This is a genomic window from Streptomyces sp. NPDC001351 (genome assembly GCF_042896045.1).
Classification (GTDB): Bacteria; Actinomycetota; Actinomycetes; order Streptomycetales; family Streptomycetaceae; genus Streptomyces.
Window position 1 is genome coordinate 85,300 of record NZ_JBIAWS010000008.1, and the last position, 15,880, is coordinate 101,179.

The window sequence follows — 15,880 nt, forward strand, 5'->3', positions numbered from 1 at the left end:
GCCGAGGGCTCGACCTCGCTCTTGACGACTGTGCCGCCATGTCGCTGCGGTCCACAAGGGCAGCAGCAACCCGGTGCGAGCGTCGATGATCAAACCGTGATGGTCGACACCGCCCCCTCGTGACGCACTGGCTGTTTCCGCGAGCGTCAAAGGTCGTCAGGTGGTCCGAATCTCGGTGCCTAGCGCCGCCGAGATGGAACGTTGGTGGATGAGCCCCGTGCGCACCAGCCTCGGCTGCGGCGTGTAGCAGTCGACGATGGTCATGTGGTTCGCCGCTGGGCACACTCCGCCGTCGACGATGACGTCGGGCTCTAGGCCGGAGGCGGCCAGGAAGGTGTGGACCTGGTCAACGGTGATAGCCGGACCGGGGTCGTTCGGGCCGGCGTCTCCGGAGATGTTGGCTGTGGTGGCCGCGAGAGGGCCCTTCACCGCCGACGCGAGGTCTCCGAGGAAGCCGGGGGCGACCGTGACGAGAGCGGGTGATCCGACTGCCGCGTACCGGGTGGCATCTTCCGAGCTCTTCCACGGCAGCAGCAGTGCGAGATCACCAGGCCAGAAGGCCGCCGCGAGTCGCCTGGCCTCCGGACTGAAAGTGAAGACGTCTTCCCAGGGGGAGGCGGAGGGCGCGACGTACGCGAGTGGCTTGCCGCTCGGGCGGCGCTTGCCCGTGATAATGCTGTCGCATGCCTGAGCGTTACTGGCATCCGCGCAAATCATGTACCAACGCCGGGTCGGGACGATGACGAGTCCGCCACCCTCAATCGCCTGAGCGGCAGCATCAAGGTTTTCGGGGCCGATGACACGCATGAGCTACTCCTTGTCGACTACAGGCTGGGGGATAAAGGTCATTGACGGGTAATCGAGCCACGGATCGCGGAGGGCCTCGAGGCGGCGGCGCGGATGGTCTGGATGGGAGATGCGGAAGTAGGCCATCACCCTGGGGAAGGGCGTGAAGTTGCGTCCTACGGAATGCGGGACGAGGTGGTGCATGAGCAGGACGTCACCAGGTGCGCCGAGCAACGGCACACCCTGCTCGCGGTCGACCTCCGGTGGCACCTGTTCCGTCATGCCGAGCGACCACGCGGTGCCGAACCAGTCCGCCATGGTGTGGTGGCCACCCGGCTGGTAGTGCAGCGCGCCGTCCTGTGCACTGGTGACGTCGGAGAGCACGACGCCGACGAGAAGTGAGAAGGTACGCAGTTCCTGTGGATCCAGGTGCGGGCAGGAGACCCCGTCCACGTGCATGGCCTTCTCCGGCTGTACGCCGGGGAACTCCGTCTCCGGCACGCGGATCTGGATCTGGGCAGTGGTCACAGGAGAGGTGTCACCCAGCAGGTCGCCAGCGAGTTTGACAGCGTCCGTCTCTCCGTACAGAGCAAGGATGTCGGGGTGGCTGCCCAACTCGGGGGCGAACGTCCGCTGGTTGTACGCGGGAACTTCGTCGGCTTTCAGGTGGTCGCGGTACCAGGTTTCGATCAGCAAGGTGGCGCGGCGGGCCAGTTCGGTGGAGACCAGCCCGCGGCGTATGACCGCGCCGTCCCGTTTGAACGTCTCTCTCTCCTCAGCTGTGAGAGGCATGGTGTCTCCGTAAGGTCTCCGGCGTCCCAGGGGAGGCCGCTGTGTCGAGGCGGTCCAGGGCGTGCGCGCTTGCGTAGAGGGCAGAGGCGAGGAGCTTCTGGCCGAGTTCTGGGGAGGCGTTGCGTGGGTCTCCGCCGATGACGCCGTGCGTGGCCAGAGCGGGGTCGTCTGAGGTCCAGGGCCAGGTGATACCGCGGTCGAGTACGTGGCGGCCGATGGCCTGGCGCTTTCCAGGGTCAGGTAGTGCCTCGCTCGGCAGGAGGTCCAGTCGGACCCGGTCGGGGACGAGGGCGAGCATGAGGGCGGTCTCCAGGATCCCGGCATGCACCTCGGGGAGTTCCCTGTCGATCGGGATGCGGCCGGCGGCGATTGTGGCGGGATGGAGAACGATGGCGGTGATGTCGTGGGTGTGGCGGAGCTGGTGGACGAGCGCCTCAAGCACGCCACGGTTGCCGCCGTGGCCGTTGACGAGGATCACGCACCGGACAGGTGTGGTGCGGACGTACTCCTGCACGAGTGCGCCGAGCAGCGTGGCGTACAGGTGGAGGTCGAGGGTGACGGTTCCCGGGGTGCGCGCGTGTTCGGGCGAGAGGCCGTAGGGGACGGCCGGCCCGACCCAGAGGTCGTGCCGGTCCGCTACGTACGCGGCCAGACGGTGGGCGAATCGCTCAGCGATGACGGTGTCGGTGTCCAACGGCAGGTGAGGGCCGTGCTGTTCGAGCGATCCAAGCGGCAGGCAGAGGAGGGATCGCTCGCTGAGCTCGGCTTCCGCGCGCGGTGCGGTGAGTGCGGCGAACTCCCGTCTGGCATGGTCGGTTGTCACCTCCTGCTCCGCCGGCCGAAGCGGATCAGGAACTCGTTCTCCTCCGGGAAGGTGTCGTCTCCGCTGAAGTCGGCGAGCCGTTCCTTGACCGCGGTTTCGAATGCCTGCAATTGGTCGCCGAAGAGGTGAGGGGCAGCGAAGGAGGTGGAGTACAGGTAGCCGAGGATGCTCTCCCTGGTCCAGGTGCGGTAGACGGGGATCCGGGCCTCTTCGACCTGGTCGAAGGGCGACTCCTCCATGATTTCGCTGTAGGGGCGGTTGTGGTGCTGGAAGGTGCCGGAGCCAGCCCGGCGCTCCTCGCCGAGGAACGTCTTGATGACGTCCCGGACGGCGTCCTTCCAGGGGCTCGTAGCGGTCCAGAAGCTGCTGTCGCCGAAGATGGCGACCACGCCATCGGGAGCGACTTGGTCATCCAGGCGGGCCAGCACTGCTGCCTGGTCGAGCCAATGGAACGCACGGCAGATCGTGACCAGGTCGGCCTTCCATTCGGTGGGGGGCACGAAGTCCTCTGCGGTGCTTTCGACGAGCGCCAGGCGCGCTCCCTCTGGGAGCTTCGGGCGCAGCGCCGACTCGGCCGCGGCGAGCATGTCGGCGTCGTTGTCGATGGCGATGATGTCGCCGAACCGCCCGAGCAGCGCCTCGGCCACCAGCCCGGTGCCGGTGCCGACGTCCAGTAGACGCCGTGGGCCGCCCGACCGGTTCGGTGTGGCCTGGTCCAGGGCCGCGGCGACGTCTTCGGGGATGCCGGGGCGGAATTGGCGGTAGTAGCTGGCGGTTCCGGTGAACAGACTCATGTGGCGCTCCGTGCTGCAAGGTGCTGGATGTGGGTGGCGGCTGCCGCCAAGTCGTGGGCGGTGAGCACACCGTGGTCAACGAGTAGGGACTCGTCAGGGATCTGCCTTCCGCGCGAGATCCAGATGGCCGTGGCCCCTGCTTCGACGGCTCCCACGATGTCGCACGTCCAGTCGTCACCGATGTGGATCAAGCCACTGGGGACGGTGCCGAAGTGGTCGGTGACGGTGTGGAAGGCGCGAGGGTCGGGCTTGGTGTGGCCGATGCGGCAGGACGGGAAGAAGTCGCTCACCCACGGAGAGAGGAGGGTGCGCATTCCATCGGTGTCGGCGTCTACGCACGTCACGTTGGAGAGGGTGACAATCGTCGCCACGGCGCTGATCCGACGCAGGGCCTCAGTGGTACCGGGGTAGAGAATAAAAGGAGCCGGTGGCACGTCGCGTGGGAATGTCGCGCTTGGCACCTTGATTGCCTCGCAGACCTCGTGCACCAGGGAATCGGTTAGGGCCGGGCGGGTGTGGAGGCTGGAGCGAAGGATCTCGCGGGTTCGGGCGGGAGGAAGCGGCGACGCCTCTACCAGCCGCATTGTCAGGCCGGGGCCGTCGGCCATGCCCAGGGTGCCCCCGACGTCCACCGAGACCAACAGTTCGGGACGTGGCGTCACCGGGTCCTCCCCGTGGTGGCCGGCAGCGCGCAGACGACAGCTTCGATACGGGCGTGACGGATGTCCGCGGTCGTGGCCTCTGAGAGGAACGTGAGGACGTAGCGCAACTCCGCTTCGTCGAGAGCGTCGAGTGATCGCCCTCCCTGATGGGCTGCTGCATTGAGGTCCGGTGGGATGCTGCGGGGGCGCAGTCCGTGTGGCAAGTGGAGCCGGCCGCGCCAGTGCTCGCCATCGGCCGGTGCCGGAAAGCTGTTCGCGGGGCGCAAAACGGTGACGTCGTCCAGGGTGAGGATGCGCACGGGGACTGATGAGTCCTCGATGTCGAGGCTTCCGGTGAGAAAGGTGTCGTGGCCGTCGAGTCGCCGCGATAAACGGAGCAAAGGGCCTTCCGGGCTGTGGGCTACCGTACCTTCGACGGGAACGATCAGTGGGGCACTGGGCATGCTGCGCTCCTTGGCATGGTGCCGAGACCAGGATTGTCCGGCAGGTGGATATGGCCGTGCTCGGGGCGGAGCGGCATCTCGTAGAGGCGTTGACGTCCGGGCTCCCAGCGGAGCCGGTACTCGACGGCCGGGACAGCATCGGGGTAGGCCGCGGCCAGGTGGAGTCCGGGCAGGAGCGAGCGGCCGTGCGGGTATACGGGGACGCCCTGAGCTTGGGCGACCGGGATGATCTGTGCCGCTCTGGTCAGACCGCCGCATCCAACAGCATCGAGAGTCAGGGCACTTGGCCGGATGTACCGGATCAGTTCGGAGGGGTCCTCGTCGCAGTGTGCGCGTTCACCAACCGCCAGAGGTAGCGGGGCCGCTGCAAGGAGTTCGTAGGTGTCCTCATCGTGGCGCGGGAACGGATCCTCCAGCCATCGCAGGCAGGTGGGATCGACGGCCTGCGCGAATGCCAGGGCTACTGTCGGTGTCCAGGTGCCGACCGCGTCGACGGCGATCGGCACGCCGAGAGCCTCGGTGCAGAGCTCAAGGGCCTCAGCCATGCGGGACGCGGATTCGCCTGGCGAGTCAGCCGGGTCGCGGCGCAGTCCCCACTTCGTGAAACTCCAGCCGCCGGCCATCACGCCCGCGAGCACGTTAGGGCTGTTGATGGTACTGAGGTCCTGGGTCAGCCAGGAGGCATACGTCGGGATGAGTGGGAGGGGGGCCGCGGTGGAAAGAAGCTCAGCCACGGTGCGCCCAGCGAGTCGGCCGTGGAGGTCCCAGACGGCGCAGTCAACGGTGCCGACGGCCCATGAAGCAACGTCGGACGGATGCCTGCGCGCCGCAGCCCGCAGTTCGTCCAGCACGCGAGAGTGGTCGGTGACCAGCCAGTTCTTCATCTCGGGGGCAAGTACGGCGTTCACGTAGCGTCCTACGCGTTCCCCGACCGGGCCGTACCAGCCGACCTCGTGCGCAGCGCGGACCGCAACGAAGAAGGTGTCGTCTCCTGCTGCCGTGGGATGCTCCGCTTGGATCACGTGGAGATCCTGGATGGTCCACGAGGTCATCGGACCACCTCGCGGGAGGCCAGGAGGCGGTCGGCAGCGCGCGCGACTCCCTGCACGTCCATGCCCATTGCGCGGGCAAGATCGCGCTGTGGCATCGGACCGGTCGGCTCCTGCCAGCCGATGACGTCGACGGGGCGGCGGAGTCTTCCCCCCAACAGGCCCCACACAGCTGCCGGGTGGCCGAGTGTGAGGACGAGAACGGGAGCGTGTGCGCCGAGGTAGTGCTCGATCTCGCGACCGTTCAATCCCCTTGGCCACGCGCCCGGAACGCCGAGGACGGTGAGATCCAACAGGTTGACGACGCGAATACGGCACCCGTGACGATCGCGAATTTGATCGACGGCTTCGGTTGCCACGGCAGCGGGGATGTCACCTGCTGTCACGATCGTCAGGTCAAAGTCGTCATCGTCACTGAGGTGCGACCACACTGCGAGACCACGGCTCTGCTCCTCAGCGAGGTAATCCTCCGGGTGGAGCGTGCGACTGTGCTTGCCGACGATCACCAGGTTGACGCGGTCCTCCGAGTTGAGCGCCTCGTCCAGGGCCATCGCTGTCCGCGCCGGGTCTGCCGGCGTCAGCACACGCACACCCGGAGCGCCCAGCGCCAGCAGTGCCGTAGCGAGGGACGGATCGCCGTGCGTGTGGACGTTATGCCAGCCATACGAGGTCAGAAGGACGTTGAGGCTGGGCAGGCCGCGTGCGCCGTCGAGGCGTCGCTGCTTAATGTGTCCCACCAGGCCGCTGGTGAGCAAGGGAGCGAAGCTCTCGTACGACACGAGCAGTCCACGTCGCCCGCTGGCGGTCCATCCGGCGAGCCACTCCAGCAGTACCTCCTCCGCTAGCAGCTCATACGCCCATGGCTCACCGGCGAGACCGGCAAGACGGTTGGAAGCCAGCTCGTCGGGGCTGACCAGTAGGAAGTCCCGTTGTGCGGCGTGCTGCCGGACGGTCCGGCTGACCGCGCTCGCGAACGAGACTGTGCTGCCTTCCCGCAGGACGGAAGGAACTCCCGGCCGTGCGGACGGAAGGGAGCACCAACGTGCCCTGGATACGGCTTCCGCGAGAGGACCTCGGCTGCGCCCATCCGCATCGAAGAGCTGGGAGGGCCGGTAGGAGGCGAGCCAGTCGGCGAGCAGCGACAGGTGATCGGGATCGGTCCGCGGGTTCGTCAGGGGCGTCTTATGCAGGGCGGGTGTGCCCAGCAGGGCCTGCCCATTGAGAGCGGCAGGGCCAGTCCATCCCTTGAGGCACCGCAGGACGATCACCGTGGGCTTGTCTTCGAGAGTCGACTCGATTGCATCCCACAGCGCGGCATGAAAGTCGGCATGATCGTCAAGTGCTCCGGTCCTGACGTGCACGACACTGGCTTCCCACCCCAGGCCGGCGAAGTACATACGGAGTTCACCGTCGTCCAGCCCGCCGATCAGGGAAGGCCCGGCCATACGGAAGCCGTTCACGTGCACCACCGGGAGTACGGCAGCTTTGCCGAGTGCGCTGTGTGCGAGCCAGGAGGCAGAAGTCGTCGGAGTCTCGCACTCACCGTCGCCGATCACAGGCACGACAACCCTTCCGGGAGCGTCCAACGCGGCCCCTTGGGCGAACGGCAGGCAGCCGCCGAGGCGTCCCCCGAGGTAAGCACCGGCTGGAAGCGCAGGGGTGACCTCAGCCCCCAGTCCCTCAACATCCGGGAACGACCGGGACAGCCGCTTCAGCCCGCTGGCGTCGGGACTGAAGCCGGGGCGCAGCTTGCCGAGTACGCCTGTCACCCAGGCTGCGGAGAGCTGGGCGACTCCGGCATGACCGGCTCCGAGCAGTGGCAGGAGGTCCACATCCCGCTCCAACTCCCCAGCGACAACAGCGAGATGGGACAGAGCCCAGGCGGCGCCCGGCACGGTTCCCCAATGACCGGAAGGGCGCTCCTTCACGTGGTCTGCTGACAGTGGCTGTTGCAGCAGGACGTTGTCCCGCAGGTGGAGTTGGCACACTGAGGCGTAACAGATAGCCCTCCACAAGGCGTCGGGGAGAGCGGCATTGTTCTCCATCACGCGCCGACCAGGGGCTCGTCGGCAAAGGTGAAGTACCACAGCGGGCGGTAGCACTCCCACGCCGCCGGGCGCAGCCCGGTCGGTTTCATGATCTTCTCGATCTCCGTGCGGGCGTGCAGGTAGTACTCCAGCTCATGGGCGCCGGAGGCGCGCAGGCCGACCATGATCCGGTTGTGGGCCTGATAGACCTGGAAGTTGGGGAACTCGGTCACGTAGGGGGCCAAGGATTGGACGCCTTCGCGCAGGGCCTCGATGTCGTCCAGTCCCACGATGTACGTGAACGATGTGCCATGGCCGGCGGCGACAGCCCGCCTCAGCACCTCTGGCATCCAGTTGGTCGCCAGAACCGCCTTGCTGGCCTTCAGCAACAGGTCGCGTCGAGTGAAGCACTCTGCGGTGAGCCGGAGGACGAAGGGCCCGACATCCGCGAGTTCCTCGAAGGCCTGCTGTGAGCGAAGCACCGAGGTGAGGAAGCCGAGGCGGGCCTCGACGCCGTACTCGGCGAGCACCGAGCGCAAGGCGCGCAGGTGGTTGACGGCAGCTGGTTCCCGCTCGAAGCATCCGGTGGAGACGGTCACTTCGCGGACCTCTCTCAGGTCTCGCCTCGGGTGCTGCTCTCGCAGCGCGGCAAGAAGTTCACGCAGATCCCGTTCCTCGGACAACCGTGGATCCGCCGCCGCCTCCAGGGTGTTGGGGCAGAAGGCACAACCGACGCAGCGGCTGCGAGCGTTCGGGTTGAGTGTCAGTGCGGTCCCATTGTCGCGGAAGTAGCCGCCAACTGCCTCGTCAGCATCAACCCTCTCCACCGTGGCGATCGGGGACTCCGCCAGCAGCAGCTGCCCATCCTCAAGCAGTCGGAACGGCGACTCCTCGGCGTTCAGCGGGACGATGAGTTGCCAGGGCACCGACCGCGCGGTGTCCAGCCGTACCTGGAGGCGTGCGCGGTGACGAGGGGCCTCTCCGTTGATTCCGTGCAGGTTGATGGCGATGAGCAGGACATCTTCGACCGGAACCAGGTACTGCTCCGCCAGCCGCTCCACATCCGCGAGAGTGGAGGTCGCGCCTGCTTGTCCGCCGAGTAACGCTGTCACGCGCTTGCTCCGTCCACGAGATCTGAAGGGTTGGCGCATCGGCGGGGCGCGAAGGGACATTCGGCCGACGCCATGCAAGCGAGCGCCGGCGTACGGCAGGATGCCGAACCACGCACGATGAACCAGCCATAACTGCTTCTGCCTTCGTGCGCTTCGTTCCTGCCAGCAGGTTGAGGGAGCAAGGTTGAGGGCGACAGTGGCACTTGCCGGGCTCCTTCTCATCGCAAAACTCGGAGATAGCGTCGGCCTACTCACAAGATGTTGATCTATGCGAGCGGCATGGAGCCCGCACCTCAAGCTGCTGGTGACGGAGTCCATGCCATCCCAACCGCGGACCGGGTGGGTGCTAAGCCTTGTGACTTCGGCGGCAGCCCGCACATTTCACCGGTGATATCACCGACGTGATGCTGACGTTCCAGCCAGTCTCATGAGCGTGCTCTCGTCGGGCCTCTGCCTCAGGGGTCGCGTCGACGGGTCCTTCTGCGAACTGCGGACGGCCGACCGTGCCTCTCCCCAGCTCGTGCAGAACAATCCATGTGTACGAGAGACTCGTCGCGACCTGAGGAAGCAGCCCTCGGTCACCAGCGGCGGCCACTCGTCCGAGCGGCTGGCCATGGCTCAACGATGCAAGGCGATGCGGTGAGTTCGATGCAGGGCAAGGTGCTGGGCGTCGTCGGATCGAGCGCCGGCGGCATTGAGGAACTGCGTACAGGGCTCGTGGTCCCGGCGCTGGAACTGGGCTGGACCGTTGCGGTCACACTCACACCTACTGCAGGTCAGTGGCTCCGCGCGAACGGGGAGACAACGGAGCTCGAGGAGCTGACTGGCCTTCCCGTACGGTCCGACTCACGCCTGCCGGGTGACTCCCGGCCGCATCCGCCTGTGGACTGCTACGTCGTGGCCCCGGCAAGTGCCAACACCGTCGCCAAGCTCGCCCTGGGGATCTCAGACAACCAGGCGTTGACACAGGTCAACGAAGCCATCGGAACACTAGACCTCCCGGTAGTGGTCTGGCCCCGGGTCAACGCTGCGCACGCTCGCCACCCCGCATGGAAAGGGCACATGAAAGCCCTTCACGATTCAGGGGTGCGGTTGATCTACGGAAATAAAGTATGGCCGCTCGCAGAGCCGCGGGCCGGGATGCCAGGGCGCCGATACCCGTGGGAAGTCGTACTAGGCGAGGCCAGCAGGGCAATGGCCACAGCTCGACCGTAGCCTGCCGTCGGGCGTTTCTCCCCCTGAGGCGAGTGGAGCGGCGCTCAGACCCGTTCCGCCTCTTCGGATACGAGTCGGCTTGTGAAGCCGTCGTTACGCAACCGCTCGAATGCCGCCGCCACGTCGTCTGGAATCTCCTGCTCGATCATGAATCCTCACCAGAACGGAAGCCTCATCGGTCTGCAGCCCGAGTCTTACCAGCCATCGAGGGATACTTGTGCCCCGTTCTCGAGATAACGGTGAAGTGCGCTTGCGGTGGTATCGACGAATTCCTTGGGGATGGCGTCGGTGTTCACCCAGCAGACTTTGGCGTGTTTGCGTGGCTCTCGGTTCTCAGGCTCGCCGGTCCATTCGTGGGCGGCGAAAACTACGGTGAGGAAGCCGTTGGGAGCTTCCACGCCCCAAGCGCCGTGGATGATGTGGGCGACCGTCAGAGACTCGGGCTTCACAGTCAGGCCAGTCTCCTCGTACAGCTCGCGCACGGCGGTTTCGGTGATGGGCTCGCCGGGCTCGCTCTTGCCGACAGGGAGGTCCCACATGCCCTGGGCGAATTTGGCGTTCTGGCTGCGCTGGAGGAGAACGACGCGGTTGGTGGCCTTGTCGTGGACGATCACCGCAGCGACCAGCAGAGTCATGGATTCGAGGGCGGGCGGGAGAGCTTTGGACTGGGTGTCGGTCTTCGGCTGAGCCACGGTTATCCCTTTCGTCGGCCGGCTTGGTGGGCATGTTAGGCCAGCGCCTCGCGAGCGCGGCGAGCGAGTTCGCCAGCGCCGGGAACCCTCCGGCGCTGGTAGACAGCCAGCGTCGATCGAAGAGACGTGATCGCCTTACGAGTGCGGTCGGAAGTCATACCGTCCATCAGGGTCAGGGCCTGGGACCAGGCCGCAACGGCCTCATCGGCGCGTGCCTGGGCAGCCAGGCTGTCCCCAAGATCGGCGTATGTGAGGGCGTGGACACGCTTGTACTTCTCCGGGTCCCAGCGGATCAGGGCGTCACGGTGCTGCTGTTCAGTGCCGACGTGGTCGGCAAGGTCGGTCAAGGTGCGGGCGGTGTGGCTCGCTACGGTGCCGGAGGCGGGGCCACTGACGCGGGAGTAACTGGGCTGCGGGCCGTCGTCGCGGAGCAAGGCATCTTCGGCGGCGAGCAGGGCACGGGCGGCGTCGCTTTTCGCGCCGGTGGCGGCGTAGGCGCGGGCGTGGGTGATGTGGAGGAGGGCTTCTGTCCGACCGTCGACGTAACCGAGGCCGCGCCGAAGGGCGCCCTCGACGAGGCCGACGCAGTGGTGAGGCTGCTTGAGGCTGAGGGCCTGGTGAGCGAGGGCTCGCATCATCCAGGCGGCATGGCCGCGCGGGTCGGCTTCGCACGCGAGTTGATAGCCAACCTGGTAGTAACGCTGTGCGGCGCCTTCCTGACCGAGGTCGTGATGCTTCCAACCCGCCAAGTAGGCAAGTTCGGCCACCGCGCCGAAAGCCGACCGGCGTAACGCCTCCGAGGGAAAACGCGCCCGGAGCATTGGAGCGGCCGTGTCGGCAAGGTACGCGGTCACCGTGGTGAGGCCGTGGCCGCCGCCCAGACGTTCGTCTGCTGCGCTGAATGCCGCGGTGATCTGGCGTACAACGTCCACATCCTCCGAACCGACCGTGGCGTTGCCGGTGCGGGCCCGCAGCATCCGGGCTGTGGCCTCGTGGTCGTAGTCGAGGGGCATAGCAACGCCGGCCGTGGTGAAGGCGGCTACGGCGAGGAAGCGTCGGCGCTCGACGTCGGCGCGTCCCAAATCTGTTGCCATAAGGACTGGATCGACCTCTGTTGGTTCCTCGGCTTCAGTTGCGCGTAGGCCGATCTCGCTCTGGGTGATGGTCCGGCCTGCTCTGCGGGACAGTGCTTCGGCGAGGTACTGTCCCGTTCGGCCTGTGGGCTGGCGGGTGCCATTCACCCAGTGGGAGACGGCCGACTTGTTGGTCTGTAGAACCTCCCCGTTCTCCGCAGCGATACGCCGCACATCCCGGGCCAGCGCCTCGTAGGTGCAGCCGCAAGCGGAGATCACCTCGCGTAGGCGAACGTTGGGCTGATTCGGTGCGGCCACCCGGTCCCCCAATCTGAAGCTGTAAACCGCGTATACCGCTTCAACTGCCTCTCACCGTACCCACTTTGTGTGCGGGCGGGTTCACTGAGCATTAGTCCCGCTGGCCCTTGGCCATGATCCGAACCTGCCTCGCTGCCGCGCCCCCGCGTGAGGCTGCCTGGCCGGAGCGCCGGGCGACATCCGACCGACGACCGTTGAACCGACCAGGTGCTGTTCCGCCCATCAAGGAGTGGATGAACGTGCCGGCGATCCAGACCGCCGATGTACCTCTGATCGCAAGAGACGCACGCTGCTGCGGCCGTTGTGGATGCCGACTGAGTAGATACAACGACACGGCGTACTGCAGCGGCTGCACTCGCCGTGTGGGTGGCGCCGCTCCCACCCGGCCCGTAGTCCCACCGCACGTGTGGCACTCCGACGACGTGCGGAAAGCCTTGGCCCATCGGGACTTTGGCGGGCTCTGTCGGCTGGTCCGTGAGATCGGCTCTCTCAGGCAAGAGGACATGGCCACGCTGACCGGATTGAGCCAGGCCTTCTTGTCGATGCTGGAAGCAGGCCAGCGGCGGCTCACGAACATCGACAAGATCATCGTGCTCTTGGCTGGACTAGGGGCGCCTGCCGAGCTGACGTGCCCCATGCTCCGCATAGCGGCAGACGCGATTCATCTGCCAACGGCTTGCTGAACCAGCCTCTCTGCGCCGGTTCGGGTGTCTGTTTTCGGCGACGGCCGGACACTGAATCACCCTGGTGATATCACGGCCGTGATGTGCGAAGTCCCCCTGCCAACAGCAGGGTTAGGACGACGGACGAGCGAGGCCTCAAGTATTGGCGGACGTCCGGAGCTCATCGTCCCAACGGTGCGGGCACTTCAGGCGCCGGGTTGTGACGCTTCGCGCCGCCGACAAACGCCGTCCCTGCACCACCCGAATCGCCTCGGACGCGGGACGGTTTCTGGCGTCCACTGCGCCAGATTGCATCACCACTCAGCGGCTGCGTATTGGAGCCGCAGGATCCCCAGGCCGCTCGCTTACCGAGAGGCCTCGATGAGAGGAGAGCCGAGTGACCACGAACACGAAAGGCACGAAGGCCAAGGAGGGCGGCGGGACCAGCGTCAGCCTGCTCGTCACTGTCGAGCAGCTCGCCGTGGCCCACGACCGCAGCGAGGCGGAGCGGTCCGACATCACCAGCTCTCAGAACAGCGCGGGTGATGACGGCGACAACCGCGACCTGAACCTTCCCAAGGAGTAGGAGGAACCATGGAGCACCGGCTCGTCACAGGTATCGAGAAGGCGCTCGGCTGGGGCGGGCCGGGGCCCGTGGGCACCGCGTTCGCTCGCGGAGTCCTCGCCGACCCGGAACTGATCACCCGGCTGATGACTCCGAACCGGCTGCTGGAGACGATCCGGCACCGCCACCTCGCCAACCCTCAGCTGCGCTGCTACGCCGAGGGAGACGAGGTACACCCCTCACTCTTCCTGTCCACCAACGTCAACCGGCGCCGGCAGGCCGTCAGCCAGGCCGACATGGCGGCCCTCGGCGGGATCCTCAACGGCGGCGGAACCGTCGTCCTGGACCACGTCGACTTCTTCGACCCGACGCTGGAAGTAGCCTGCCGCGCCCTGGGCTGGTGGTCCGGCGAGCTCACGTCCGCCAACGCCTACCTCGCGGTCGGCGACACGGACGGCTTCAACCTGCACTGGGACGACCACGACGTGATCGCCGTCCAGCTCTCCGGTGAGAAGTCCTGGGAGGTTCGAGGTCCCTCCCGGCCCGCGCCCATGTATCGGGACGCCGAACGCAACCTCACCCCTTCGGAGGAAGTGCTCTGGAAGGGCACCATGCGCGCCGGCGACGTCATGCACATACCCCGAGGCTTCTGGCACACCGCAACGAGGATCGGCTCCGGCGACAACGGTCACTCCCTCCACGTCACCTTCGGCCTTACCAAGCGCACCGGCGTGACCTGGGCCAACTTCCTGTCCGACGCCGCGCGCGCTGACGATATCTTCCGTACGGACCTGGAGCGCAGCGGCGACACGGTCGATGGCGACAGGCTCGCAGCGAAGATTTCAGACCTAGCCCGCGAGTACGACCCCATGCGGTACCTCGCGGAACTGCGAGCGAACACTCCGCCCGCTCGGCATATGCCCCACATTCCCGTGTTCGGCCCGCTCGAATACGTCGCAGCCGTCACCGAGTTCGAACCGGTCATCACACCTTCTGGTGACACGGTCCAGGTGGTTGGCGGCGGCAAGCGCCTCACCTTCCATGGCCGCGCCGAACCCGCCCTCCGCAAGCTCATGTCCGGGCATCCGGTGCGCCTCGCCGACGACGACCATGACCTCACCACGCTCGCCGAGCACCTGATCCAGGAGGGGCTGTGCGCACCGCTGACCATCGAATCGCTGTCGGCCTATACCGGACTGGTCACAACCGAGACCTTCTAGAGGGCGCTCTGAAGCTGGGTGTAACGGACCTCGACACTGCGTTCAACTACCGCCAGTTCGCGTCCCACCGGACCCTGGCAGCGATCGCCGACGACCTCCTCTCCGCCTTCACCATCTCCACGAAGGTCGGCTACTTCCCCGACGGTCACGACTTCACCCCGGCGCGGCTTCGCACAGCGGTTGAGCAGTCGGCGAACGAACTCGGTCGCACCCCGGACACCGTGCTCCTACACAACCCAGAGTCCTCCGTCGGCGGCTTCGCCAACGCGTGCGCTGTGCTCATGGAGATGCGCGAGGCGGGGTACTGCAAGAACTGGGGAGTCTCCACCTGGGACCCCCGGCGTCTCCTCGAAGCCGACTGGGAGATCCCACGTCCAGACGTGGCGATGGTCCGCGCCGGCCTCACGGTCTCCGCCGGAATTCTCGAGGCCGTGGACGAACTCGTCGACCGTACGCAGATCGCCGAGCTATGGGGCATGGCCCCCTTCGCCGGGAACGCCGCCGACCCGATATGGCAGACCGTGGACACCTCGACGTTCCTTGCATCGGGCCAGCACGGCAGCACACTGCAGGCAGGTGTCGCCGCAGCATTCGCTGTCCCCCGGGTGTCCCGCCTCGCGGTCGGCACCTCCCACGTCGACCACCTCAGTGAGGTGGTCGACGGCTCGCGACTTGAGGTCAGCCGCGAGACCGTGACGGCGTATCGGGAGTTGCTGCGTCAGCGAGCTACCGTGAGCGCAGGAGCTCCGTCCAGGAAGGACCGATAGTGCAAGCCACCTTGGATGACCTCTCTACCGTCCAGCTCGACGACGTCCTCGATGGCGTAGAGCGGCGGCTTGGTCGTCAACTCAAGCGTCAGGATGGCCACTTCAGCAGGTTCAACGGGACTGCCGGATTTCGAACTACCGAAGGCACGTGGATCCGTCTCGCCTGGCGCCGTCCCGGCGAGATCGACGCTCAAGCATGGACGGGCTTCGAGGCCGCGGCCGCTATCGAAGGGGTACCGCGTCCCGAGTGGTCGGCAGCAGCCCTCTGGACCGACCAGGCACGCGGCGTGGTGTGGCGCGCAGACGAGATGACGCTCGTGGAAGACGGAGCCTTGTCAGCCACGGGCGACATCACTACGGATCCCGGACTGCCTGAGCAGTGGTGGAACGACCTGCGCACCGCTCTCACCAACCTCGCAGAGCACTCCACTGACCGAGTCTCGATGGGCCAAGCCCATCTATCGCGACGGATCCACGAGGTCTACGGCGAGGACATCGACACCACGATCACCGATTGGGCCTGTGCCCACGGTGACCTTGGGTACGCCAACCTCTGCGGCCCCCGCCTGTCGCTCCTCGACTGGGAGAGTTGGGGGGTGGGCCCCGTGGGATGGGATGCAGCCTGTCTCTGGTCCGCGTCCTTGCCCCTTCCGGCTCTCGCAGAGCGAGTGCAGTCCGTGTTCTCGGACCTCCTGTCTACGCGGAACGGCAAGCTGTCACGACTGCTGCTGTGCGCTAACGTCGAGCGTGCCTACCGACGGACAGGCACGAAGGCCCCGTTGACCGACTCAATGGCAGTGATCGCCGAGTCACTCTTGCATGAACTGCGATAGACCCGTCAGCACCTGGTACCGACACTGCCGGTTCTGATCACAAACCG

17 protein-coding genes and 1 pseudogene are annotated in these 15,880 nt (G+C 66.5%); 6 read left to right on the top strand and 12 right to left on the bottom strand.

Features of this window, described 5'->3' with window-relative positions; genetic code table 11:
* Positions 1-156: 156 nt before the first annotated feature.
* Genes ACFY1U_RS28425 through ACFY1U_RS28465 form a run of 9 tightly spaced genes read right to left on the bottom strand, consistent with a single transcriptional unit; the run spans position 157 to position 8,548 of the window.
* Positions 157-807 carry an L-threonylcarbamoyladenylate synthase gene (locus ACFY1U_RS28425; protein WP_390696950.1) on the bottom strand — a complete coding sequence of 217 codons (651 nt, stop codon included), beginning with the start codon at positions 805-807 and terminating at the stop codon, positions 157-159.
* A gap of 3 nt (positions 808-810) precedes the next feature.
* Positions 811-1,578, bottom strand: a complete 768-nt coding sequence (locus ACFY1U_RS28430) for a phytanoyl-CoA dioxygenase family protein (protein ID WP_390696951.1) — start codon at positions 1,576-1,578, stop codon at positions 811-813.
* Positions 1,562-2,401: a creatininase family protein gene (locus ACFY1U_RS28435; RefSeq protein WP_390696952.1), complete on the bottom strand. Its 840-nt coding sequence runs from the start codon at positions 2,399-2,401 to the stop codon at positions 1,562-1,564. Before ACFY1U_RS28435 ends, ACFY1U_RS28430 begins: the two co-directional genes overlap by 17 nt.
* Positions 2,398-3,195 (bottom strand): class I SAM-dependent methyltransferase, encoded by a 798-nt coding sequence (locus tag ACFY1U_RS28440; RefSeq protein ID WP_390696953.1) that lies wholly within the window; start codon positions 3,193-3,195, stop codon positions 2,398-2,400. Before ACFY1U_RS28440 ends, ACFY1U_RS28435 begins: the two co-directional genes overlap by 4 nt.
* Entirely contained in the window at positions 3,192-3,857 is a 666-nt protein-coding gene (locus ACFY1U_RS28445) for an HAD family hydrolase (RefSeq protein ID WP_390696954.1), read from the bottom strand. The genes ACFY1U_RS28440 and ACFY1U_RS28445 overlap by 4 nt, the downstream gene beginning before the upstream one ends.
* Positions 3,854-4,300, bottom strand: a complete 447-nt coding sequence (locus tag ACFY1U_RS28450; protein ID WP_390696955.1) for a hypothetical protein — start codon at positions 4,298-4,300, stop codon at positions 3,854-3,856. Before ACFY1U_RS28450 ends, ACFY1U_RS28445 begins: the two co-directional genes overlap by 4 nt.
* On the bottom strand, positions 4,282-5,352 hold the full coding sequence (locus tag ACFY1U_RS28455; protein ID WP_390696956.1) for an enolase C-terminal domain-like protein: 1,071 nt from the start codon (positions 5,350-5,352) through the stop codon (positions 4,282-4,284). Before ACFY1U_RS28455 ends, ACFY1U_RS28450 begins: the two co-directional genes overlap by 19 nt.
* On the bottom strand, positions 5,349-7,394 hold the full coding sequence (locus ACFY1U_RS28460; protein WP_390697395.1) for a hypothetical protein: 2,046 nt from the start codon (positions 7,392-7,394) through the stop codon (positions 5,349-5,351). The genes ACFY1U_RS28455 and ACFY1U_RS28460 overlap by 4 nt, the downstream gene beginning before the upstream one ends.
* The gene (locus ACFY1U_RS28465) at positions 7,394-8,548 is read right to left on the bottom strand and encodes a hypothetical protein (protein WP_390696957.1); all 1,155 of its coding nucleotides are present in this window, start codon (positions 8,546-8,548) and stop codon (positions 7,394-7,396) included. The genes ACFY1U_RS28460 and ACFY1U_RS28465 overlap by 1 nt, the downstream gene beginning before the upstream one ends.
* Positions 8,549-9,136: 588 nt before the next feature.
* Here ACFY1U_RS28465 and ACFY1U_RS28470 point away from each other — a divergent pair.
* Positions 9,137-9,703 (top strand): flavoprotein, encoded by a 567-nt coding sequence (locus ACFY1U_RS28470; RefSeq protein ID WP_390697396.1) that lies wholly within the window; start codon positions 9,137-9,139, stop codon positions 9,701-9,703.
* Between the two features lie 44 nt (positions 9,704-9,747).
* On the opposite strand, the pseudogene ACFY1U_RS28475 reads toward ACFY1U_RS28470, so the two are convergent.
* From ACFY1U_RS28475 to ACFY1U_RS28485, 3 genes and pseudogenes are all read right to left on the bottom strand, one after another.
* Positions 9,748-9,858 (bottom strand): annotated as a pseudogene (locus ACFY1U_RS28475) (YdcF family protein); the annotation flags it as partial.
* A 39-nt stretch (positions 9,859-9,897) separates the two neighbouring features.
* Positions 9,898-10,395: an NUDIX domain-containing protein gene (locus tag ACFY1U_RS28480; protein ID WP_390696958.1), complete on the bottom strand. Its 498-nt coding sequence runs from the start codon at positions 10,393-10,395 to the stop codon at positions 9,898-9,900.
* Between the two features lie 35 nt (positions 10,396-10,430).
* Entirely contained in the window at positions 10,431-11,786 is a 1,356-nt protein-coding gene (locus ACFY1U_RS28485; protein WP_390696959.1) for a tetratricopeptide repeat protein, read from the bottom strand.
* Between the two features lie 503 nt (positions 11,787-12,289).
* On the opposite strand from ACFY1U_RS28485, the gene ACFY1U_RS28490 reads away from it, so the two are divergent.
* From ACFY1U_RS28490 to ACFY1U_RS28510, 5 genes are all read left to right on the top strand, one after another.
* Positions 12,290-12,469, top strand: coding sequence for a transcriptional regulator (locus ACFY1U_RS28490; RefSeq protein ID WP_390696961.1), 180 nt, complete (start codon positions 12,290-12,292; stop codon positions 12,467-12,469).
* A gap of 376 nt (positions 12,470-12,845) precedes the next feature.
* On the top strand, positions 12,846-13,034 hold the full coding sequence (locus ACFY1U_RS28495; RefSeq protein ID WP_390696962.1) for a hypothetical protein: 189 nt from the start codon (positions 12,846-12,848) through the stop codon (positions 13,032-13,034).
* A gap of 8 nt (positions 13,035-13,042) precedes the next feature.
* On the top strand, positions 13,043-14,233 hold the full coding sequence (locus tag ACFY1U_RS28500; RefSeq protein WP_390696963.1) for a JmjC domain-containing protein: 1,191 nt from the start codon (positions 13,043-13,045) through the stop codon (positions 14,231-14,233).
* Positions 14,167-15,000, top strand: coding sequence for an aldo/keto reductase (locus ACFY1U_RS28505; RefSeq protein WP_390696964.1), 834 nt, complete (start codon positions 14,167-14,169; stop codon positions 14,998-15,000). The genes ACFY1U_RS28500 and ACFY1U_RS28505 overlap by 67 nt, the downstream gene beginning before the upstream one ends.
* Positions 15,000-15,833 carry an aminoglycoside phosphotransferase gene (locus tag ACFY1U_RS28510; protein ID WP_390696965.1) on the top strand — a complete coding sequence of 278 codons (834 nt, stop codon included), beginning with the start codon at positions 15,000-15,002 and terminating at the stop codon, positions 15,831-15,833. Before ACFY1U_RS28505 ends, ACFY1U_RS28510 begins: the two co-directional genes overlap by 1 nt.
* The last annotated feature ends 47 nt before the right edge of the window (positions 15,834-15,880 follow it).